General features: G+C 62.9%; 19 protein-coding genes and 5 pseudogenes. 15 read left to right on the plus strand and 9 right to left on the minus strand.

What is annotated here, in order from left to right; all coding sequences use genetic code 11:
- Positions 1 to 29 precede the first annotated feature (29 nt).
- A pseudogene (locus DD542_RS22835) lies at positions 30 to 1442 on the plus strand (form I ribulose bisphosphate carboxylase large subunit); the annotation flags it as partial.
- 341 nt (positions 1443 to 1783) lie between these two features.
- Here DD542_RS22835 and DD542_RS22840 read toward each other — a convergent pair.
- The 3 genes from DD542_RS22840 to DD542_RS22850 form a co-directional block, all read right to left on the minus strand.
- Positions 1784 to 3163 (minus strand): HipA domain-containing protein, encoded by a 1380-nt coding sequence (locus DD542_RS22840; protein ID WP_127807179.1) that lies wholly within the window; start codon positions 3161 to 3163, stop codon positions 1784 to 1786.
- Complete coding sequence (locus DD542_RS22845; protein WP_127807180.1) at positions 3160 to 3483, minus strand: helix-turn-helix transcriptional regulator; 324 nt, start codon at positions 3481 to 3483, stop codon at positions 3160 to 3162. Before DD542_RS22845 ends, DD542_RS22840 begins: the two co-directional genes overlap by 4 nt.
- A 471-nt stretch (positions 3484 to 3954) precedes the next feature.
- A complete protein-coding gene (locus tag DD542_RS22850; RefSeq protein WP_164868460.1) occupies positions 3955 to 4386 on the minus strand; it encodes a hypothetical protein in 432 nt (143 codons plus the stop codon).
- A 409-nt stretch (positions 4387 to 4795) separates the two neighbouring features.
- Here DD542_RS22850 and DD542_RS23640 point away from each other — a divergent pair, with 409 nt between their 5' ends.
- From DD542_RS23640 to DD542_RS22875, 4 genes are all read left to right on the plus strand, one after another.
- Positions 4796 to 5290: a DNA/RNA helicase domain-containing protein gene (locus DD542_RS23640; protein ID WP_164868461.1), complete on the plus strand. Its 495-nt coding sequence runs from the start codon at positions 4796 to 4798 to the stop codon at positions 5288 to 5290.
- 65 nt (positions 5291 to 5355) lie between these two features.
- Positions 5356 to 5757 (plus strand): transposase, encoded by a 402-nt coding sequence (locus DD542_RS22865; protein WP_127807183.1) that lies wholly within the window; start codon positions 5356 to 5358, stop codon positions 5755 to 5757.
- Positions 5754 to 6086 carry an IS66 family insertion sequence element accessory protein TnpB gene (tnpB, locus tag DD542_RS22870; RefSeq protein ID WP_127807184.1) on the plus strand — a complete coding sequence of 111 codons (333 nt, stop codon included), beginning with the start codon at positions 5754 to 5756 and terminating at the stop codon, positions 6084 to 6086. The genes DD542_RS22865 and tnpB overlap by 4 nt, the downstream gene beginning before the upstream one ends.
- Positions 6087 to 6168: 82 nt before the next feature.
- Positions 6169 to 7677 carry an IS66 family transposase gene (locus DD542_RS22875; RefSeq protein ID WP_127807185.1) on the plus strand — a complete coding sequence of 503 codons (1509 nt, stop codon included), beginning with the start codon at positions 6169 to 6171 and terminating at the stop codon, positions 7675 to 7677.
- A 28-nt stretch (positions 7678 to 7705) separates the two neighbouring features.
- On the opposite strand, the gene DD542_RS22880 is transcribed toward DD542_RS22875, so the two are convergent.
- On the minus strand, positions 7706 to 8014 hold the full coding sequence (locus tag DD542_RS22880; protein WP_127807186.1) for a hypothetical protein: 309 nt from the start codon (positions 8012 to 8014) through the stop codon (positions 7706 to 7708).
- A 96-nt stretch (positions 8015 to 8110) separates the two neighbouring features.
- Here DD542_RS22880 and DD542_RS22885 point away from each other — a divergent pair, with 96 nt between their 5' ends.
- The gene (locus tag DD542_RS22885) at positions 8111 to 8338 is read left to right on the plus strand and encodes a hypothetical protein (protein ID WP_241559629.1); all 228 of its coding nucleotides are present in this window, start codon (positions 8111 to 8113) and stop codon (positions 8336 to 8338) included.
- Positions 8339 to 8441: 103 nt separating this feature from the next.
- Here the strand turns inward: DD542_RS22885 and DD542_RS22890 are convergent, their stop codons facing one another.
- Positions 8442 to 10580 carry a sodium-translocating pyrophosphatase gene (locus DD542_RS22890; RefSeq protein ID WP_127807187.1) on the minus strand — a complete coding sequence of 713 codons (2139 nt, stop codon included), beginning with the start codon at positions 10578 to 10580 and terminating at the stop codon, positions 8442 to 8444.
- Between the two features lie 149 nt (positions 10581 to 10729).
- On the minus strand, positions 10730 to 10861 hold the full coding sequence (locus DD542_RS24245) for a hypothetical protein (RefSeq protein WP_277750659.1): 132 nt from the start codon (positions 10859 to 10861) through the stop codon (positions 10730 to 10732).
- 645 nt (positions 10862 to 11506) lie between these two features.
- On the opposite strand from DD542_RS24245, the gene DD542_RS22895 reads away from it, so the two are divergent.
- Positions 11507 to 12241 carry a 16S rRNA pseudouridine(516) synthase gene (locus DD542_RS22895; RefSeq protein ID WP_066155861.1) on the plus strand — a complete coding sequence of 245 codons (735 nt, stop codon included), beginning with the start codon at positions 11507 to 11509 and terminating at the stop codon, positions 12239 to 12241.
- A gap of 22 nt (positions 12242 to 12263) precedes the next feature.
- Here DD542_RS22895 and DD542_RS22900 read toward each other — a convergent pair whose 3' ends face one another.
- Entirely contained in the window at positions 12264 to 12995 is a 732-nt protein-coding gene (locus DD542_RS22900; RefSeq protein ID WP_066155863.1) for a DUF2726 domain-containing protein, read from the minus strand.
- Between the two features lie 544 nt (positions 12996 to 13539).
- Between DD542_RS22900 and DD542_RS22905 the strand changes: the two are divergent.
- Positions 13540 to 14211, plus strand: a pseudogene (locus DD542_RS22905) (ABC transporter substrate-binding protein); the annotation flags it as partial.
- A gap of 124 nt (positions 14212 to 14335) precedes the next feature.
- Complete coding sequence (gene ytfR / locus DD542_RS22910) at positions 14336 to 15859, plus strand: galactofuranose ABC transporter, ATP-binding protein YtfR (RefSeq protein WP_127807188.1); 1524 nt, start codon at positions 14336 to 14338, stop codon at positions 15857 to 15859.
- A 243-nt stretch (positions 15860 to 16102) separates the two neighbouring features.
- On the opposite strand, the gene hisH is transcribed toward ytfR, so the two are convergent.
- Positions 16103 to 16624, minus strand: coding sequence for an imidazole glycerol phosphate synthase subunit HisH (gene hisH, locus DD542_RS22920; RefSeq protein WP_127807189.1), 522 nt, complete (start codon positions 16622 to 16624; stop codon positions 16103 to 16105).
- A gap of 103 nt (positions 16625 to 16727) precedes the next feature.
- Positions 16728 to 17351 (minus strand): imidazoleglycerol-phosphate dehydratase HisB, encoded by a 624-nt coding sequence (gene hisB / locus DD542_RS22925; RefSeq protein ID WP_206610711.1) that lies wholly within the window; start codon positions 17349 to 17351, stop codon positions 16728 to 16730.
- Positions 17352 to 17527: 176 nt separating this feature from the next.
- Here hisB and hslV point away from each other — a divergent pair, with 176 nt between their 5' ends.
- The 6 genes and pseudogenes from hslV to DD542_RS22950 form a co-directional block, all read left to right on the plus strand.
- On the plus strand, positions 17528 to 18055 hold the full coding sequence (gene hslV, locus DD542_RS22930; protein ID WP_127807190.1) for an ATP-dependent protease subunit HslV: 528 nt from the start codon (positions 17528 to 17530) through the stop codon (positions 18053 to 18055).
- A 32-nt stretch (positions 18056 to 18087) separates the two neighbouring features.
- Positions 18088 to 18495: pseudogene (locus tag DD542_RS24070) on the plus strand (AAA family ATPase); the annotation flags it as partial.
- 141 nt (positions 18496 to 18636) lie between these two features.
- Positions 18637 to 18864 (plus strand): annotated as a pseudogene (locus DD542_RS24075) (transposase); the annotation flags it as partial.
- Between the two features lie 90 nt (positions 18865 to 18954).
- The gene (locus DD542_RS22940) at positions 18955 to 19479 is read left to right on the plus strand and encodes a hypothetical protein (RefSeq protein WP_206610712.1); all 525 of its coding nucleotides are present in this window, start codon (positions 18955 to 18957) and stop codon (positions 19477 to 19479) included.
- Positions 19409 to 19759 carry a transposase gene (locus DD542_RS23745; protein ID WP_241559831.1) on the plus strand — a complete coding sequence of 117 codons (351 nt, stop codon included), beginning with the start codon at positions 19409 to 19411 and terminating at the stop codon, positions 19757 to 19759. Before DD542_RS22940 ends, DD542_RS23745 begins: the two co-directional genes overlap by 71 nt.
- Positions 19760 to 19982: 223 nt before the next feature.
- Positions 19983 to 20477: pseudogene (locus DD542_RS22950) on the plus strand (DUF932 domain-containing protein); the annotation flags it as partial.
- Between the last annotated feature and the right edge of the window lie 44 nt (positions 20478 to 20521).

Raw genomic sequence — 20521 nt, forward strand, 5'->3', positions numbered from 1 at the left:
TCCCATCCGACCAAGGAAAGGACAGTGCCATGAACGCCGATGCGAAAACCGAGATCAAGGGCAAGGAACGCTACAGGGCGGGCGTCCTGAAATATGCCCAGATGGGCTACTGGGACGGCCACTACGAGCCGAAGGACACCGACTTGATCGCTCTCTTCCGCATCACGCCGCAGGACGGCGTCGATCCGATCGAAGCGGCGGCCGCCGTCGCCGGCGAGAGCTCGACCGCCACCTGGACGGTCGTGTGGACCGACCGCCTCACCGCCTGCGACCAGTACCGCGCCAAGGCCTACCGGGTTGATCCGGTGCCGGGAACGCCCGGGCAGTACTTCTGCTACGTCGCCTATGACCTGATCCTGTTCGAGGAAGGCTCGATCGCCAACCTGACGGCCTCGATCATCGGCAACGTCTTCTCGTTCAAGCCGCTGAAGGCCGCACGGCTCGAGGACATGCGCTTCCCCGTCGCCTATGTGAAGACCTTCAAGGGACCGCCGACCGGCATCGTCGTCGAGCGCGAACGGCTCGACAAGTTCGGCAAACCGCTGCTCGGCGCCACCACCAAGCCGAAGCTCGGCCTGTCCGGCAAGAACTACGGCCGCGTCGTCTACGAAGGCTTGAAGGGCGGCCTCGACTTCATGAAGGACGACGAGAACATCAACTCGCAACCCTTCATGCATTGGCGCGACCGCTTCCTCTACTGCATGGAGGCGGTGAACCACGCCGCCGCCGTGACCGGCGAGGTGAAGGGCCATTACCTCAACATCACCGCCGGCACGATGGAGGAAATGTACCGCCGCGCCGAATTCGCCAAGGAGCTTGGCTCGGTCATCGTCATGGTCGACCTGATCGTCGGCTGGACGGCAATCCAGTCGATCTCGGAATGGTGCCGGCAGAACGACATGATCCTGCACATGCACCGCGCCGGCCACGGCACCTATACGCGCCAGAAGAACCACGGCATCTCGTTCCGCGTCATCGCCAAGTGGCTGCGTCTGGCCGGCGTCGACCACCTGCATGCCGGCACCGCCGTCGGCAAGCTGGAAGGCGATCCGATGACGGTACAGGGCTACTACAATGTGTTGCGCGAAACGAAGAACGAAGTGGACCTGCAACGAGGCCTCTTCTTCGAGCAGGACTGGGGCGACATCAAGAAGGTCATGCCCGTCGCCTCCGGCGGCATCCATGCCGGCCAGATGCACCAGTTGCTCGACCTGTTCGGCGACGACGTGGTGCTGCAGTTCGGCGGCGGCACGATCGGTCACCCGATGGGCATCCAGGCCGGTGCGGCCGCCAACCGGGTCGCACTCGAAGCCATGGTGCTCGCCCGCAACGAGGGCCGCGACATCGCCAATGAGGGTCCGGAAATTCTGAGGGCCGCCGCCAAGTGGTGCAAGCCGCTCGAAGCCGCCCTCGATACCTGGGGCAATATCAGCTTCAACTACACCTCCGGCCTGGCCGAGAGAGGTGGGAGAGTCGATGCGGGCGGCCATAGAAATTTCCTGATCGGGGCATTATGTATAGACTCAGTGCGCTTAGCAAGAAAATACCCCGATAGGGAAATTTATGAACAAACCAACGCCGAGCCTGACCAGATGCACCGATCGGTAAACTCAGCAGCGTTGAGGGCAATCACTGTGTGGAATACGCACGTTCAAATCTGAACGCATACACGCCAACCGTTCAAGAAACACACGCGCGCAAAAAAAAGGATTCCGCCTTCGGACCCTGCAAGCCCCCACCCTCCTGCCCGACCTGCCAGGCCCGGCCTCATTCGGCTTGGAGCTCATGGCCGCCGGCCGCCCACCAACTCCCGGGCCATCGGAAGCTGCGCGTTCTCCATGGCCGCTTCAAGTGATGCGATGTCGGTGTTCGTCATGCGCACCGGGTACTGCTCGGCCTTCACCTTCCATCGGCTGACCACCTCGACCATCCTCTGGAGCAGCGTGCGTGCCTCGTTCTGAGGTATCCCGAATGCCGCCGAACGCCTGAGCAGCTGATCCACATCCCATCGCAGGCCCGGCCCCGGGATGTGGGACTGGGCCGGTTGGCATTCGGGCTCCATGGCGGGGCGCAGTGCGGTGGCGGGTGCCAGCTCCCAGCGAGCAAGGGACCGGTACACAAAGCCGAACTTTCCCGGCGACACACGGGCGTTGATCAGCCGCATGAACACCAGGCGCAGCCACAGCTGGCGGGCGTCTGCCCCAAAAACTTTGCTGCATGTCCTCATGACCGCCAGCAGATCGAGCCAGTCCGGTTTTTCGCCCTCTTCCGCGAGCAACAGACTTCGGGCGGACAGGTAGGGCTTTCGACCGCCATCCATGTCCCGATCCAATCGCTGGGTGATCAGCACCGATCCCTCGCACAGGTTCTTCAGCGCCATGTCCACCACCCGGATGCCCGCTTCCCGGGCCAGCTGTCCGAGGAGCATTTCCGCTTTGGCCACCGGATAGCGATCGAACACGCTGGGCAGCCGGGCCACCGCCAGCGTTCCTCCATTCTGCTTCTGTGCGTCCTGAACAAAGCAGACCTTGGGACGGGAGCCGCCCAGGGAGGTGGCACTGAAGAGCAGGAGCTGGATCTGGCGCTCGTCGGCTTCCCCTCGCTCAAAGGCTGCAATTGCCCGGGCCATGGTGTCCAGTTCTGCGCCGATAGGCAGGTCGATGCGCCGGCCGGACACGGCCAGTGCCGGGTTCCTGGGCCGGATCCGCAGTGCACCGAGCCGGCAGAGGTCGTGGGTCGCGCAGAGGGACGTCAGTGTGCGGGACTCCAGACCTGCGAGGGGATGGGTGGTGAGGGTGGCCTCGCCCAGTGCCCGCTCAAGGATGGCTTGTGCAAACCCGTCGGGTTGTGTGTCCGCCAAGGCCGCAAAGAACGGGCTTCCCTGGCCCTGCGGACGGGTTCTCCACTGACCGTGGGGGTGGCAGCGCAGATCGGGCGACGGGCTGAAGGGATGTTCCCTGTCCAGCCACCGCCGATCGAAGCGGAACTGCGAGCACTCGGTGGGCCCGTCCTTGACATGGTGCAGCACCCCCAGAGGCTGTTCGGACTGCCCCATGGTGATGCCGAGGATCTCGTCCCTGCGCGGGCCGTAGGCGAGCGTAGGGACTGGCCTTGCCGGCCGAATCGCACCACCGGCTGTTGGAGTCGTGGTGGTTGCACTCATTCGACGGCCTCGCCTTCTGCGCGGCCCCGGATGCGCTCGGGCAATGCGGCGTCTTGCACCTGCAGGCCGATGGTGTCTTGTGGGGTGTCCAGCAGGGCATTGAACCGGTCGATCATTCCGAAAGCCGCCAAAGCGCCGAGCAGGTGCTGGATGGCAACCCCCGCATCGCCAGCCTCCAGGCGCCGCACGGTGCTGACCGAGACACCGATCTGCTCGGCCATCGCTTGCTGGCTCCAGTAGCGCCGTCGTCGGGCCAGCGAGATGTTGGAGCCCAGGCGCTTGAGCGCGCGTTCATGGGACGGGAAAAGGGAGCTTTTCATGGCAGGTCCTCAGTGATGGAACTGCCTCGATTCGACTGTCACGACACCCTGCAAGAGGCGGCTGTTGGTTTTCTGCCAACGAGCGGGGATCAGATCAGAGCGCCCAATCCTGATAAGCGCTCATATTTGAACGATCCGATGTAAACCTGTCCCAACCGGACCGCGGCCTGTTGGCCAGCACAGCGCCCTGCTCCAGTCCAGTGCCCCGCCCCGGTCATGGCAGGCAGGCCTTCAGATCTGAGCGCTTGCAGCGCATAGACATCCAGATTCGAACAAGCGACCTGAGGCTTGTCCCCACCGGGGCTGGAGAAACCTGTGGATATCTCGTGAACGGATGGGCCAGACCCGCGCCGTTGCTGGGATCAGAGCAAGGTGCACAAATATCGAGCAGAGAACTTCATCTTCTGACCGACTTACGATCAGTGATGCCTCCGATGTCGCTGCAGAACGAGGGAGCCGAAAAACAAAGGGTCAGGCTGCACGCACTGCGCGGATGGCCACCAGCAAATCTTTGGCCCACTTTTGAACACGCAGTTCTTGGCGTGCAAGTGCTGTAGAAGCTCTTGCTACGTCTTCCCCTTGGTACTTGGCAATGAGGGCCCGATTGCCGGTATGCCAAGCATGCACAACCGTCATGCCAGCACGTTCGATTTCCTTGGTGAGAAGTTGCGCCTTGCGGCCACACAACACCACAAGGCCGCAGCCCTCCAGTTCTTCGACTACGCGCTTCACATTCCCCGGTTCGAGAATCTGAGACGCCTTTGCCTCCGATGCGCCGCTATTTAAGCTTGTAGCCATCGGTTGGTCGAACGCATTGGAGATTCGATACCCATACCTATCTGTGGAAGGGAACAGGTTGGGTTCTTTCGACACCAGAAATCTGAGTGCAAGGGTGAGATTCATGCCTGTATCGCCGGCCACAGGTTTTTTCTCTCTCAGCTCCACGGCGCCAGGAACACTGAAAACAAATGCTAGAGGCAGCGTAGCTGGCTATCTCGCTGACAGTGGATTTGGAGATGCCGAGGGCGGCAGCGATTTGACGGGTGCTCAAGGCCCCGCCGTTCAGCAGTTGCAGTGTGTGTCGTAGTTTGCTCATGGTGACCCTGGGTGTGGGCATCGCTGGTTCCGGTCAAAAAAACCGGGCAGCGTATGCCGCGTTCGGGTCACTCGGAACACCCCGCAGGTGCCCGACATCAGTTTGGAATGCTGTCCGCCTTCAGCGTGGAACAGCGTCCGCCATCACGCTGGAACACTGTCCGCCATCAGCATGGAGTCGTGTCCGCCATCGCGTGGAATACGCAGTGTGAGGCTGATGCATTTTTTGGTGCTGCCCGACGCCACCGTATCGAGCGAAGCAGGCACCATCGGCTTTCCTCGCGAAAGGCTTCTCGACAGCACCGATTGCCAAGCCCTGGGCGGCGTGATCCTCAGCCGCTTGGGATCCGGACAACCCAATGCAGTGAGGGAGCGGGTTCATGCGTTCCTCATCAACCGTCTGCGGTGCAAGGTTGAAGTGACCACGCTGGCAGGCAATCTGCAAAGCTGGACACGGTTTCTTTCTGAAGGTCTGACTCTGTGGGTGCCGCGCATCCAGGCGCCGAGTCACATCGTTCGGATCCAAGGAACGGCTGGCTCCGGTAAAACCCAGCTGGCACTTGGCCTGCTGCAGCAAGCCGTCGTCCACGGGAAGCGAGCAGCATATGTCTGCTTCAACCGCCCACTGGCGGACCACACCTCATGCCCATGCCCGTGGCCTTCGACGGCTACGTGCAGGAGTTCAGCCGCGTCAGCAGCACCTGCCTGGTAACTAAACCCATCTTGAAGCGAAGGCGGTAATCGAGGATCGTCCCCACGAAGGAGATCGTGGAGACGATGGAACGATTGATCGATGGAGAGCGCCGGTTGCGGCGCGAGTACAGCGCCGATTTCAAAGCGCTGGTTCTGCGGCAGACCCGGGAGCGTGGCGCGTCGGTCTCCGGTGTTGCCTTGAGTCATGGCCTGCATCCGAACATGGTGCATCGCTGGTTGCGCGAGCAGCGCCTGCTGCGGGAGAAGGCCTTGCCAGGCACGCCCGCCTTCGTGCCGCTGCCGGTTCAGTCGGTGGTTTCACAGGAACGCGTTGCACTGCCTGTGACCCCTGCGCCGGCACCGGTGAGTGGCATATGCGAAGCCATCCACATTGAAGTCCAGCGCCACGGCACCACCGTCACGATGGACTGGCCGGTGACAGCGGCGGCGCAGTGCGCCCAGATGCTGCGCGAGTTGTTGCAGTGATCCGTATCGATGCGGCCTGGCTGGCCACGGCCCCGCTGGACATGCGCGCTGGCACCGACACCGCCCTGGCGCGGGTGATAGCCACCTTCGGCGCCGCCCAACCACACCACGCCTACGTCTTTGCCAACCAGCGTGCCACCCGCATGAAGATTCTGGTGCACGACGGCGTGGGTCTGTGGCTGGCCGCGCGCCGGCTGCACCAGGGCAAGTTCGTCTGGGCGCCGCCGGGCAGCCCGAACGTGGCGCTGGAGCACGCCCAGCTCAATGCGCTGGTGCTGGGCCTGCCCTGGCGGCGCATGGGCTCACAAGGCGCCATCACTGTGGTCTGAATCTTCGATGTGCGGGTTGGCCACTGGCAATCGGGAGATGCGCCAATGGTCTTGCCCATTGCGCACGGGCACACTGCGCTTCATGGTGATCGACGAACAGGCCCTGGGCGAACTGGACGCAGAGCAACTGCGTGAAGTCAGCCAGCGCCTGCTGGCCGAACTGCGCCACCAGCGCGCTCTGAACGAGAAGCTCGCCTACGAATGCGCGCTGCTCAAGCGGCTGAAGTTCGCCGCCAAATCCGAACGCCACAGCGCCGAGCAGCGCAACCTGCTGGAAGAAGAACTCGATGGCGATCTGGCGGCCGTCGAGCATGAGATCGAGCAACTGCGACCGGCATCAGCTGCGCCCGAGAAGCAGCAACCCAGGCGAGCGCCGCTGCCGGCGAGCCTGCCACGGCGCGAGATTCGCCACGAGCCCACATCCACCACATGCCAGTGCGGCTGCCAGTTGAAGCGCATCGGCGAGGATGTGGCCGAGAAGCTGGACTACGTGCCCGGCGTCTTCACCGTGGAGCGTCACATCCGGGGCAAGTGGGCCTGTGCGAAGTGCCAGACCCTCACACAGGCACCGGTGGCCGCCCATGTCATTGACAAAGGCATCCCTACCGCCGGCCTGCTGGCGCAGGTGCTGGTGGCCAAGTACGCCGACCACCAGCCGCTGTACCGCCAGGAGAACATCTTCGGCCGCGCCGGTCTGGCCATTCCAAGATCGACCTTGGCGCAATGGGTGGGCACCTGCGGCGCGCAGCTGCAGCCGCTGGTCGATGCCCTCAAGACTGAGGTGCTCGGGCACCGGGTGCTGCACGGCGATGAAACCCCGGTGGCCATGCTCAAGCCAGGCAACGGCAAGACACACCGGGCCTACCTGTGGGCCTATGCCCCGGGGGCGTTTGAAGACATGAAGGCGGTGGTCTACGACTTCTGCGAGTCGCGCGCCGGTGAACACGCCAGAACCTTCCTGGGCGACTGGCGGGGCAGTCTGATCTGTGACGACTACGCCGGCTACAAGGCCAGCTTCAGCCAGGGCGTGACAGAAGCTGGGTGCCTGGCGCACGCCCGGCGCAAGTTCTTCGACCTGCACGCGGCCAACAAGAGCCAGATTGCCGAGTTCGCACTGGCGCAGTTCGCGCGGGTCTACGAGATCGAACGGGACGTCCAGGACACCCCGGCACCCCAGCGGCTACAGACTCGCCAGCAGCACAGCCAGCCGATACTGGATGCCTTGCACCAGTGGATGGTGCTGCAGCGCCAGCAGGTGGCGGGCAACTCGGCCACGGCCAAGGCGCTGGACTACAGCCTCAAGCGCTGGGCGGCGCTCACACGATTCATTGATGACCCGCAACTGCCGGCGGACAACAACTGGATCGAGAACCGGATCCGGCCGATTGCCATTGGACGCAACAACTGGTTGTTTGCCGGCAGCCTGCGCGCGGGCCAGCGGGCAGCGGCCGTCATGAGCCTGATCCAGTCGGCGCGCATGAACGGGCACGACCCGTATGCTTACCTCAAGGATGTGCTCACCCGGCTGCCCACGCACAAGGCCAGTCGGATCAACGAGCTGTTGCCGCACCGCTGGCAGCCGGCTGACTGATCCTGGCCATCGACGCCAGGGGCCTTGTTCATCGGGTGGCTATCTTGCGCAGCAGCCCTGGTGAGACCTTCCAGTTCTGGCCTTCGTCGGTGTGCACGCTGGCGGTTTTCTTGTTCAGGCGCAGCACGATGCCGCTCTTGACGCTGCCATCGCTGGCCGTGAACTGAACACGGTCGCCTTCGGCGAACTGCGCCAGCTCCACCGTGCTCCTGGCCTGAGCCAGCAGGTTCAAGCGTTCGACCACCATCCGGTTGAGGTACAGCAGGTCTTCTTCGCCCATGTGGCGCAGGGCTTGGGTGAACAACTCGCGGTCCAGAATCGTCTGCTTGGAATTCATCTTCGGTGCGCACCTCCACCGCTTGACGGCGGCTGTTCACCGGGAGTCTATGGCAGCGCGCACGCACCGCTGGCGTGCTGACCATCAACTCCTATCATGCGCAAGATGGGTTGGCCGGACGCATACCAGATCCTGGCGATCTACTTCGACAAGGACGGCGTGGTTTCGCAGCGCGCCAACTACACCATGCAGGACGGCAAGGTCTTCGACATGATCTCGCGCACCACGCCGACGGGCGGCAAGGACCTCACCTTCCTGCAGCAGATCCTGTCGGGTGGCGGCGGCGCCGCCAACAGCGTCAAGAACTTGCTCGGCGGCATCTGACAACCGCCTGGGAATACCGGATCGGTATTTCCCTCGCTCCATTGAAAAAACCGCGGAAGCCAGCTTCCGCGGTTTTTTCTTTTCCTACGCTTGCGCCCGAGGCTTACCCAGCCAGAACGGCAAGCAGCAAAAGCGCGACGATATTGGTGATCTTGATCGCCGGGTTGACGGCCGGGCCGGCGGTGTCCTTGTAGGGATCGCCGACGGTATCACCGGTCACCGAGGCCTTGTGCGCATCCGAGCCCTTGAGGTGCTTGACGCCATCCTTGTCGACAAAGCCATCCTCGAAGCTCTTCTTGGCGTTGTCCCAGGCACCACCGCCCGAGGTCATCGAGATCGCCACGAACAGGCCGTTGACGATCACGCCGAGCAGCGAGGCGCCGAGCGCCGCGAAGGCCGATGCCTTGGAGCCCGAGATCGCGAGCACGCCGAAATAAACGACGAGCGGAGCGAGAACCGGCAGAAGCGAGGGAATGATCATTTCCCGGATCGCCGCCTTGGTCAGCATGTCGACGGCGCGGCCGTAGTCCGGCTTGACCGTTCCCAGCATGATGCCCGGGTTCTCCCGGAACTGCCGCCGGACCTCCTCGACGATCGAACCCGCTGCCCGGCCGACGGCCGTCATGGCGATGCCGCCGAAAAGATAGGGAATGAGGCCGCCGAAGATCAGACCGGCAACGACGTAAGGGTTGGACAGGCTGAACGAGATGTCGCCCATGTCGGCGAAATAAGGGTACTTGTCGCTGTTGGCGGCAAAGAACTGCAGGTCGTTCGAATAGGCGGCGAACAGCACCAACGCGCCGAGACCGGCCGAGCCGATGGCATAGCCCTTGGTGACCGCCTTGGTCGTGTTGCCGACCGCATCGAGCGCATCGGTCGACTTGCGGACTTCCGACGGCAGGCCGGCCATTTCGGCAATGCCGCCGGCATTGTCGGTAACCGGGCCGAATGCGTCGAGCGCGACGATCATGCCGGCGAGGCCAAGCATCGTGGTCACCGCGATCGCCGTGCCGAAAAGGCCGGCAAGCTGGTAGGTCGAGATGATGCCGCCGACGATGACGATCGCCGGGAGTGCGGTCGATTCCAGCGAGACGGCAAGCCCCTGGATGACGTTGGTGCCATGACCGGTAACCGAGGCCTGGGCGATCGAGTTGACCGGCCGTTTGTTGGTGCCGGTGTAGTATTCGGTGATGACGACGATCAGCGCGGTGACCACGAGGCCGAGGATGCCGCAGATGAACAGGTTCCAGCCGGTGATGTCCATGCCGGCGACCGTGCCGATGGAGCCCCAGCCGATGGTCAGCGAGGTCGCGGCGCCAAGACCGAGGATGGACAGCGCTCCGGTGACGATGAGGCCCTTGTAAAGCGCGCCCATGATCGAGCCGTTCGTGCCGAGCTTGACGAAGAAGGTGCCGATGATCGAGGTGATGATGCAGGCGCCGCAGATGGCAAGCGGATAGATCATCGCAATTTCAAGCGATGGCGTCGCGGCAAAGAAGATCGCAGCGAGAACCATGGTGGCAACCACCGAGACCGCATAGGTCTCGAACAGGTCGGCGGCCATGCCGGCGCAGTCACCGACATTGTCGCCGACGTTGTCGGCGATGGTCGCCGGGTTGCGCGGGTCGTCCTCAGGAATGCCGGCCTCGACCTTGCCGACGAGGTCGCCGCCGACGTCCGCACCCTTGGTGAAGATGCCGCCGCCAAGACGCGCGAAGATCGAAATCAGCGAAGCGCCGAAGCCGAGCGCGACGAGCGAGTCGATCACCTCGCGCGAACCGCTCTCATGGCCGAGCACCACGGTCAGAATGTAGAAGTAGATGGAAACGCCGAGCAGGGCGAGACCTGCCACCAGCATGCCGGTGATGGCGCCGGACTTGAAGGCAATGTCGAGACCGGCGGCCAGGCTCTGCGACGAGGCCTGGGCCGTGCGGACATTGGCGCGGACGGAGACGTGCATGCCAATGAAGCCGGCAGCACCGGACAGAACTGCGCCGATCAGGAAACCGATCGCCGCCGTTGCGGAAAGCAACAGCCAGGTCCCGATGAAGACCACGACGCCGACAATGGCAATGGTGAGGTATTGGCGGGCGAGATAGGCCTGGGCACCTTCACGAATATAACCGGCAATTTCCTGCATGCGGGCATTGCCCTGATCGGCGGCCAGCACCGAGCGCGTCGCCCAGACCGCATAGACCACCGAAAGCAGACCGCAAAATATGACGCCTAAAAGCACTGTCATTCGCAATACCTCCCGTATTGCCCGCGCCTCACTCCCCGCGGGCGATGACGTCCGGCTTGGCCCCTCCTCCAGAGGTCTCCGGACTTGGCGCGAGATTGCGTTGCGGATTCCCTAACGTCAAGCCCCGGTGGCGTCGCGGGGACGAGGGATCAGGCTTGGTCCTTGCGGGCAGCGGCGCGCATCTGCAGAACGACCAGGATCAGGCAGACGATGGTCACGGGCCAGATGACGAGGTTCATGAAGGACCAGCCGAAGGCGGAGAAAGTAGCCAGAACATCCATCAACCCAGTGGCTCAGTATTCGACGTGATCACTGGCTCAGTTGTGATGATGAATCAACAAGCAAGCCACTGAGGCATGTTCGCCTGAAGCGGTAGCCAAAAAAGCGCCACAACTGCTGCGGCAAAGATCGCCAGTCGCGGGCCGATAACTGAGGCAATGTAGACGTGATTGCCGCGGGCCCTTGCACGGCGGAGGATCTTTCTTCTCAGCTGTCCGAACAATGCCCCCTCCAGTTGCTTGTAAAACCGAATGACTGTACACGGGGCAATCATGGACTGGCAGGCCGATGGAGTGGTGAAGTTTGCCCCGGTTGCCCCGGCACACTGAGTGAATGCCCCGGTCACCCCGGGGCATTCTTTTTTCAATGGCGACAAGGACTTACAGAACAGTGCCCCGGTTGCCCCTATTGCCCCGGTAGAAAATGGCAAGGGGGGAAGCAAATCAGCTACGATTCCTGAACTTTTTGGGGGTACGTGTCCCCGCGTGGCTCCCGTGCTGTGGGGGTACAAGTGGGGGTACAGGGTGCAAATCCGCAATCCGGTATCCATATAAATCAACAGGTTGGGGCATCGTTCGGGTGTCCCCAGCCCACCATTCATCCAACCCCAGCCGTCACCGGCTGGGGTTTTTCATTGTTGTTTTGTCATGCTCGCGTTGCAGGACATCCTTTTCAGTCAGGGCTTCGGAACCCGTCGCGTCTGCTGCGGACTGGTCCAGCAGGGTTTCGTCGATCTGGGCGAGGCGCGGAACCCCTGCACGGACCCTGGAATCATGCTGGATGAGGACGGCCTGGTGTTCTGGGTGCAGGGTGTGCGCTGGACTTACCAGGAGTACGCCTACCTGATGCTGCACAAACCGGCTGGCTTCGAGTGCTCCCAGAAGCCTGGGGCTCATCCAGGTGTGTACACGCTGCTACCGGCCCCACTGCGCCAGCGGGGAGGTGGTGCCGCCGCCGGGGTGCAGGCGGTGGGTCGGCTGGATCAGGACACCACGGGCCTGCTGCTGCTGTCCGACGATGGCAAATTCATTCACCGGATGACGTCGCCCAAGCACCATGTGCCCAAGGTGTACCAGGTGCAGGTGAAACATCCGCTCGATGAGCGTCAGACAGTCCGCCTGATGGATGGCGTCGTGCTGGATGACGATCCGAAGCCAGTGCGTGCAGCGGCGTGCCGGGCTCTGGGGCCGAACCACCTGGAGTTGACGCTGACGGAGGGCAAGTACCACCAGGTCAAGCGCATGGTGGCCGCTGTCGGGAACAGGGTGGAGGGGCTTCACAGGTCCCGGATCGGGAGCATTGAACTGACCGATGAGCTGCCAGTCGGACATTGGCGGTGGCTGACGGCCGACGAAGTGGCTGACCTGAGCCGCAAACAATGAGCCCCTTGACGGGGCGACCCGGTCAGAGCAGGTCGCCTTTGCGGCTGTCGAGCGGCATCAGGAACGAATTGTCCTGCCATTGGGAGCCCAGATCACTGACGCGTGAATCACCTGTGGTGCTGCCGGGCCAGGTCGACAGGGGACTGAAGTCACTGTGACGGGTGCTGCGCTGGCGGTTCAGTGCAGAGCGCAGATTGGCCTGTGCAGCGATGATGGCCCGTTCTTCCTGCTCGTGCTCACGCATGCTCTGCGCGGTGGGGGTCTCGCCGAGAAACTCGCTGCGGACTTCGGAAACCGTGGGCAGGCTGGACGAACGAACCACCCAGTAGGGGAGTCCGCATTGCGTGAGAAGGGAGTGTTTGAGCTGGCGCGTGCTCCTCGGGATGCCCGCCCGTCCAGGCACGTCCAGACAGCCGACCACCCGCCCGTCGGACTTGCAGATGGTGAACGTGCAGTAGACGCCCCCAAGCAGCCGGTACCAGTCCATTCCTTGCTGCTTCTCCCGGGGCAGGGTGAAGCGGGTGACCGGCAGCTTGATCATCACGTGGTGATCGTAGAAGGCCCGGGACAGCCAGTGCCACACCTGCAGCTCTTCTGAGTTCGCGATCACCCGGGTATCCAGTGGCCACCGCTTGGGAATCCTGCGCTGGGCCCGGGCTTTGCGACTCTCCCAGAGGCGATACATCCAAGCGCCGGTCACCAGCAGAGCGGGTACCAGCACGGAAAGCAGCCAAGGGTTGTTCCAGGCGATCATGCAAGTTTCAGTGACGGAGTGTGACCAAATGTAGTTGGATGATCGCGCAAACGGGCAGTTTTGTCGCAATTTGACACGTCGTTTGCGTGATTTCCTTGGGGGATTGGAGCCACTCGCCGACCAAAGCCCACGGTCGTGAGCGCGCGTTTCATGCCGGTTTCCGAGCGGCCAACCGGGCATTTTGCCGGCGCTGGAGGTGTGCTGCCATCCCACAAACGGGGGATTCACGGGAGTTCGGACAGAAACTCCCCAATGGCAGCGAGCACCGCGTCGGGTTGGTCCCGATGCGGGCTGTGCCCGCAAGCTTCCAGCACCAGGGTGCGGGCTGCAGCGTTCTTGGGTTGTATGTCCCGTACCTGCTGGAGGGTGCCGTACTCGTCGCTGGCTCCTTGAATAGCCAGCACAGGCGCTTGGATGTTTTGGCATTCGTGGCGAATGTCGAAGCTCAGGAATGTGGGATCTAGCCAAAATACTGTTCAGATACGAAGCACCGGCACTGGCTGATGCCGCAAATGGAGCGCTGCGCCGCGATGCCGAACATTGAGTGCTCGAAGAGGCCAAGGAAGCCGAGATCCCGGTGATCCTGCTCGACCGTACCGTCGATGCCGACAAGGAACTCTATATGACGGCGGTGACCTCCGACCTCGTGCACGAGGGCAAGGTTGCCGGCGAATGGCTGGCCAAGACCGTCGGCGACAAGCCCTGCAACATCGTCGAACTCCAGGGCACGACCGGTTCCTCGCCGGCCATCGATCGCAAGAAGGGTTTTGAGGAAGGCATCGCCGGCAAGGCGAACCTCAAGATCATCCGCAGCCAGACCGGCGACTTCACCCGCACCAAGGGCAAGGAAGTCATGGAGAGCTTCCTCAAGGCCGAGGACGGCGGCAAGAACATCTGCGCGCTCTACGCCCACAATGACGACATGGCGGTCGGCGCGATCCAGGCAATCAAGGAGGCGGGCCTGAAGCCGGGCACCGACATTCTGGTCGTCTCGATCGATGCCGTGCCGGACATCTTCCTCGCCATGGCCGCCGGTGAAGCCAATGCGACCGTGGAACTGACGCCGAACATGGCGGGTCCGGCCTTCGATGCGCTGGAAGCCTACAAGAAGGACGGCACCATGCCGCCGAAGTGGATCCAGACCGAATCGAAGCTTTACACCCAGGCTGACGATCCGCAGAAGGTCTACGAAGAGAAGAAGGGCCTCGGCTACTGATTGCCGCTTTGATGTCCCGGCCACGCTCCCTTCGCATGTGAACGGAACGCGGTCGGGTCCGACACTCCCACCGGCAGGCGCCCGGCGCCTCCGGCGGGACCGTTGCGATGATCTGGGGCCGCAAATGACCGAGCATTCCAATTCCATTCTGACGGCAACCGGGATCTGCAAGTATTTCCCTGGGGCAACCGCACTCGACAATGTCGATTTTGACTTGCGGCGGGGGGAGATCCTAGCGCTCTTGGGCGAGAACGGCGCGGGTAAGTCGACGCTGGTAAAGTGCCTGACGGGCGCCTACCGCCGCGACGCCGGTGCAATCACGCTCGACGGACGGGAGATCGACCCGAGAGACACGCGCGCTGCGCAGTCGCTCGGCATCGGCACGGTCTACCAGGAGGTCAACCTGCTCGGGAACCTCACTGTGGCGGAGAACCTCTATCTCGGCCGCCAGCCGCGCAGGTTCGGGCTGGTCGATAGCCGGCGCATGAATGCGGACGCCCGCGAACTGCTGCTCGGCTATGGGATCGACATCGACGTCAGGCAGGAACTTTCCGTCTACTCCGTCGCGATCCAGCAGGTGGTGGCGATCGCGCGTGCGGTCGATCTCTCCGGCAAGGTGCTGATCCTCGACGAGCCGACCGCCAGTCTCGACGCGCAGGAAGTGGCCATGCTCTTCCGCATCATGCGCGAGCTGAAGGCGAAGGGCCTCGGCATCGTCTTCATCACGCATTTTCTCGGACAGGTCTACGAGGTTGCCGATCGTGTCACCGTCCTGCGCAATGGCTGCCTCATCGGCACGCGCGACATCGCATCGCTGGACCGCAAGGCGCTGATTTCGATGATGCTGGGCCGCGAGCTCGAGGCGGTGGAGAATAGCCATGGCGGTGCAGCGCGCTCCGAGGGCGAAGTCCGCTTCCGGTTCGACGGTTATGGCCGGCGAGGGCGCATTCATCCGTTCGACCTCGAGGTCAGGGCCGGCGAAGTGGTCGGGATGGCCGGGCTGCTCGGTTCGGGGCGAACGGAGACGGCCGAGACGCTGTTCGGCATTCATCCGTCCGACAGTGGTTCGGCCCAGATAGACGGAAGGCCGGCTAAGATCGGCAGCCCGCGCGAGGCGATCCGTCACGGCTTCGGATTCTGCCCCGAGGACCGCAAGATCGACGGGATCGTCGGCGATCTGTCTATCCGCGAGAATATCGCCTTGGCCCTCCAGGCACGCCGCGGCTGGTTGCGCCCGATATCGGCAAGGGAACAGGCTGAGCTTGCGGACCGCTACATCGCGGCGCTCGACATTCGCACGACGGATCGGGAGAAACCGATCCGGCTGCTCTCCGGCGGCAACCAGCAGAAGGTCATCCTGGCCCGCTGGCTCGCCACCGATCCGCAATTCCTGATCCTCGACGAGCCTACCCGTGGCATCGATGTCGGGGCACATGCGGAGATCATCAAGCTGATCGAGGCGCTTTGTGCCGAAGGGCTATCGCTGCTGGTCATCTCCTCGGAGCTCGAGGAACTGCTCGCCTATAGCGCCCGGGTCGTGGTGCTGCGCGACCGGCGTCACGTCGCGGAACTGAGCGGCGAGGCGATGACGACCGCCCACATCGTCGAGGCGATCGCCAGCCAAGCCAGTGAAGGAAATCCCGCATGATCGGCCATCTGAAACCGCTCGCGGTCAGGCTTGCCCCCCAGCTGGTTGCGCTTGGCGTCATCCTTGCCCTCAATGTCATCGCCTTTCCCGGTTTCTTCCACATCGAGATCCAGAACGGTCGGTTCTATGGCAGCCTGATCGATGTCTTGAACCGCGGCGCGCCGGTCGCACTTCTCGCCGTCGGCATGACGCTGGTGATCGCGACCAAGGGGATCGATTTGTCCGTCGGCGCCGTGATTGCCATCACCGGATCACGTCATCCGGATTTTCCGCGGCGAGGTGGTAGGAGTGGACGAAATAAGCATGCAAGCCGTCCGGCCCCGTCTTTATTCCATCGAACAGTGGATGCGGCTGGTGCAGGTCGAGCGTGTTCCAGCCGATCTGCGGGATCTTCAGGGTCGGATCGCTCGGCGTCATCTCGACCACGTCGCCCTTGATCCAGCCGAAGCCAGGGGTGATCGTCTTTTCCAGCCCGCGGCTCGACATCAGCTGCATGCCGACGCAGATGCCGAAGAAGGGTCGGCCCTTCTTCTCGACAATGTCGACGATCGCCTCGTGCATGCCAGGAACGGCGTCGAGCCCCCGGCGGCAGTCGGCATAGGCGCCCACACCCGGCAGCACGATGCGGTCGGCGGTCGCCACGCGGTCGGCCTTGTCGGTCAGCTCGATGACCGCGTCGACGCCGTTTTCGCGCGCCGCCCGTTCGAAGGCTTTCGTTGCCGAACGGAGATTTCCGGATCCATAATCGATGATCGCCACGCGCATCGTCGAACGTCCTTTTCCTAAACGCGACGCCGTGGAGCCAAGGCCCCGGCACGCCGCAAAGCGATGATCAAGCTGCTTTCCACCGTTTTCGGACGGGCAGGCCTCAGACGAGGGTGCCCTTGGTCGAGGGAACGCGGCTGGCCTGGCGCGGATCGATTTCGACGGCTGTCCGCAGGGCCCTAGCCACGGCCTTGAAGCAGGTTTCGGCGATATGGTGGTTGTTGGCGCCGTAGTGGTTGAGGATATGCAGGGTGATCCCGGCATTTTGGGCCAGTGCCTGGAAGAACTCGCGCACCAGCTCGGTGTCGAACGTGCCGACCTTCGGCGCGCTGAAGGCGACATTCCAGACCAGGAAGGGGCGGCCCGACACGTCGATCGCCGCCTTGGTCATCGTCTCGTCCATGGCAAGGTCGATCGACGCATAGCGGGTGATGCCGCGCCGGTCGCCGAGCGCCTTGGAGATGGCCTGGCCGATGGCGATGCCCGTGTCCTCGACGGTGTGGTGGTCGTCGATATGCAGGTCGCCCTTCACATCGATCTCCATGTCGATGAGCGAATGTCGCGACAGCTGGGCCAGCATATGGTCGAAGAAGCCGACGCCCGTGGAAATCTTCGCCGCGCCGGTGCCGTCGAGATTGACGGAAACCGAAACGGAAGTTTCGTTGGTCTTGCGGGAAATGCTTCCCGTGCGACGGATCATTGTTTCGCCCATCAGGGTCCGCTCCATGCCTTGGTCAGGGGTTCCTTATCAGGCGGTCGGTTAAATATCCAGCAAAAGCAGGCCGTGCTTTTCCGCGATGCGTCACAAGATTGCATTCGCGCGAGGTCAACTTACATAGGTATCAACCGAACGATTTCACGTTCCCAATCGAACGCCCGGCAGACGGGCCAACAGGTGCGTAGATGACAACGATTATTACTGTGCGGAAGGGCGGAAAGGTCATCATGGCGGGCGACGGCCAGGTGAGCCTCGGCCAGACCGTAATGAAGGGCAATGCCCGCAAGGTGCGCCGGATCGGCAAGGGCGACGTGATCTCCGGTTTCGCCGGCGCGACCGCCGATGCCTTTACGTTGCTGGAGCGGCTAGAGAAGAAGCTCGAGCAATATCCAGGCCAGCTGATGCGCGCCGCCGTCGAGCTCGCCAAGGACTGGCGGACCGACAAGTATCTGCGCAACCTCGAGGCCATGATGCTGGTCGCCGACAAGACCATCACTCTTGCCATCACCGGCAATGGCGATGTGCTCGAGCCCGAGCATGGCGCGATGGCGATCGGCTCCGGTGGGAATTATGCACTGGCGGTTGCCCGCGCCCTGATGGACAGCGAAAAGTCGGCAGAAGAGATCGCTCGCCGGGCCATGGCGATCGCCGCCGAGATCTGCGTCTATACCAACGACAATATCGTGGTCGAGTCGCTCGACAGCGACAACTGATCCTCTTCCCTCCGACCATTGGAACAAGCGATATGACGACTTTTTCTCCCCGCGAGATCGTATCTGAACTCGACCGCTTCATCATCGGACAGCACGAGGCGAAACGTGCCGTGGCGATCGCGCTGCGCAACCGCTGGCGCCGCCAGCAGCTCGACGAGGACCTGCGCGACGAGGTGATGCCGAAGAACATCCTGATGATCGGCCCGACCGGCGTCGGCAAGACGGAAATCTCGCGGCGCCTCGCCAAGCTTGCAGGCGCGCCCTTCATCAAGGTCGAGGCGACGAAGTTCACCGAAGTCGGCTATGTCGGCCGCGACGTGGAACAGATCATCCGCGATCTCGTCGAGGTCGGCATCGGCCTGGTACGTGAAAAGAAGCGCGCCGAAGTTCAGGCCAAGGCCCATGCCGGCGCGGAGGAACGCGTCCTCGACGCGCTGGTCGGCTCGACGGCGTCCCCGGCCACCCGCGACAGCTTCCGCAAGAAGCTTCGCGGAGCGCCGCTGTCGATTCGCCTGGACAACGGCCCGGAGTTCATCGCTCACGCTCTGTCCGAATGGGCGAAATCCAGGGGCATCGCCCTCAATCACATCCAGCCTGGAAAGCCGACGCAGAACGCCTATGTCGAACGATTCAACAAGACCTACCGCACCGAGGTGCTGGACTGCTACGTCTTCGAATCACTGCAGGAAGTGCGTGACATGACGGCCGACTGGCTGCACCGATATAACCACCAGCGTCCCCATGAAGCCCTCGGCCGAATCCCACCGGTCGAGTACCGTGTCAAACTGTTTCCCAACCTCTACTTCTGACTGGCTCAGGAATTCGAGGGGACTTCAAAGGAAGGCAGGGACCTGAGCCGCTAGGCCGGGCGCTATGCCCATGCCCGGCAATTCAAGCGCATGCGCCGCACCATCAAACGCCAGAGAACCATCGTCGCTCGCCTGCAGCGCGAGATCGACCGCAAGGCCAGTGCCATCGGGGCGGCAGTGCGCGAAGCACTGGGCGAGACCTTGAACAAGGCCCATCGCATCGTGGCCCAGAGCGGCCAGCGCAAAGCGGTGGATGGACAGCCCAAGCTCTACGCCTGGCATGCGCCCGAGGTGGACTGCATCAGCAAGGGCAAGGCCCGAACGCCCTACGAGTTCGGGGTCAAGGTGGGCATTGCCAGCACGCTGCAGGGCAACCTGATCGTGGGCTCACGAGCCTTCCAAGGTAACCCTTACGACGGCCACACCCTCAACGAGCAACTGGAGCAGGCGAGCATCCTGATGCAAGACAGCCGGTCAAAGCCAGCGACGGCGTTCGTTGATCTGGGCTATCGGGGTGTGGACGCACAACTCGGATGTGCATATCGTGCACCGGGGCAAGGCCAAGCGGATCAGCGAGCAAGAGCGACGCGAGCTCAGGCGTCGTCAGGCCATTGAGCCGATCATCGGCCACCTCAAAGCCGATCACCGCATGGACCGTTGTCACCTCAAGGGAGAAACCGGCGACCGGCTGCATTCGGTGCTGTGTGCGGCGGGCTACAACATCCGCTGGCTGCTGCGCATGATCGCCCGCAAGGGCATCATCTTCTTGCAAAGCCTTTATTTGCGCCTGTGCTCGGTAGCGAGCTTGTCACTGAAATGGCAACACGCGTTGGACTCTTGGTCCACTCGAGCTCTCACCCGACCTGCACAGCGCCCTGTCTGGGATCGGATTTGAATAAATCAGGGCCGACGATTTACTTGATGCTTGGAGGTGTTGTCATGAGGCAGACGGAGTTGCATTTGACCGACGAGGATCGCTCGCTGGTGGACGAGATTCGCAGCAAAGGGGCGCACCAAGCGAGAGAGGTCAATCGGGCTCATGTTTTGGCCTCACTGGACAGGGGCGTGCCAGAGGCCCAGATCATGGCGGTACTGGGAATAGGGCGCACGGCTGTGTGGCATACCAGATGCTCGCGGGCGTTTTCAGGTTTGTCTGCTGCAACGGTTTGGTGGTCGGCGACGTGACCAACGACATCCGCATCCCGCACAAGGGCAACATCCAGGACGAGGTGATCGAAGGCGCGTTCCGGGTGCTGGACGACTTCGAGTTGGTGGACGCGTCCACCGACAGCATGAAAGCCCTGCCGCTGCAGCGCGAGGAACAGCAGGCCTTTGCCACCGCCGCCCTGGCGCTGCGATACGGTGAACGAGGGGAGGGCGAACCACCGGCCCCGGTGACCGCTGAGCAGTTGATCGAAGCCCGCCGGCCGGAGGACTTCGGCAACAGCCTGTGGACCACCTTCCAACGGGTGCAAGAAAACGCCCTGCGTGGTGGTCAGCCCGGACGCGGTGCAAAGGGGCGGCGCCTTCACACCCGCCCGGTTGCCAGCATCGACCGCAGCGTGAGCCTGAACCGCGCGCTGTGGGTGCTGGCCGAAGAGATGCGCAAGCTCATCCCCGCGTTGACCACGGGCGCAAGCCGCACCGAGTTGCTCTC

The organism is Hydrogenophaga sp. NH-16, from assembly GCF_004006415.1.
Taxonomy (GTDB): domain Bacteria; phylum Pseudomonadota; class Gammaproteobacteria; order Burkholderiales; family Burkholderiaceae_C; genus Hydrogenophaga; species Hydrogenophaga pseudoflava.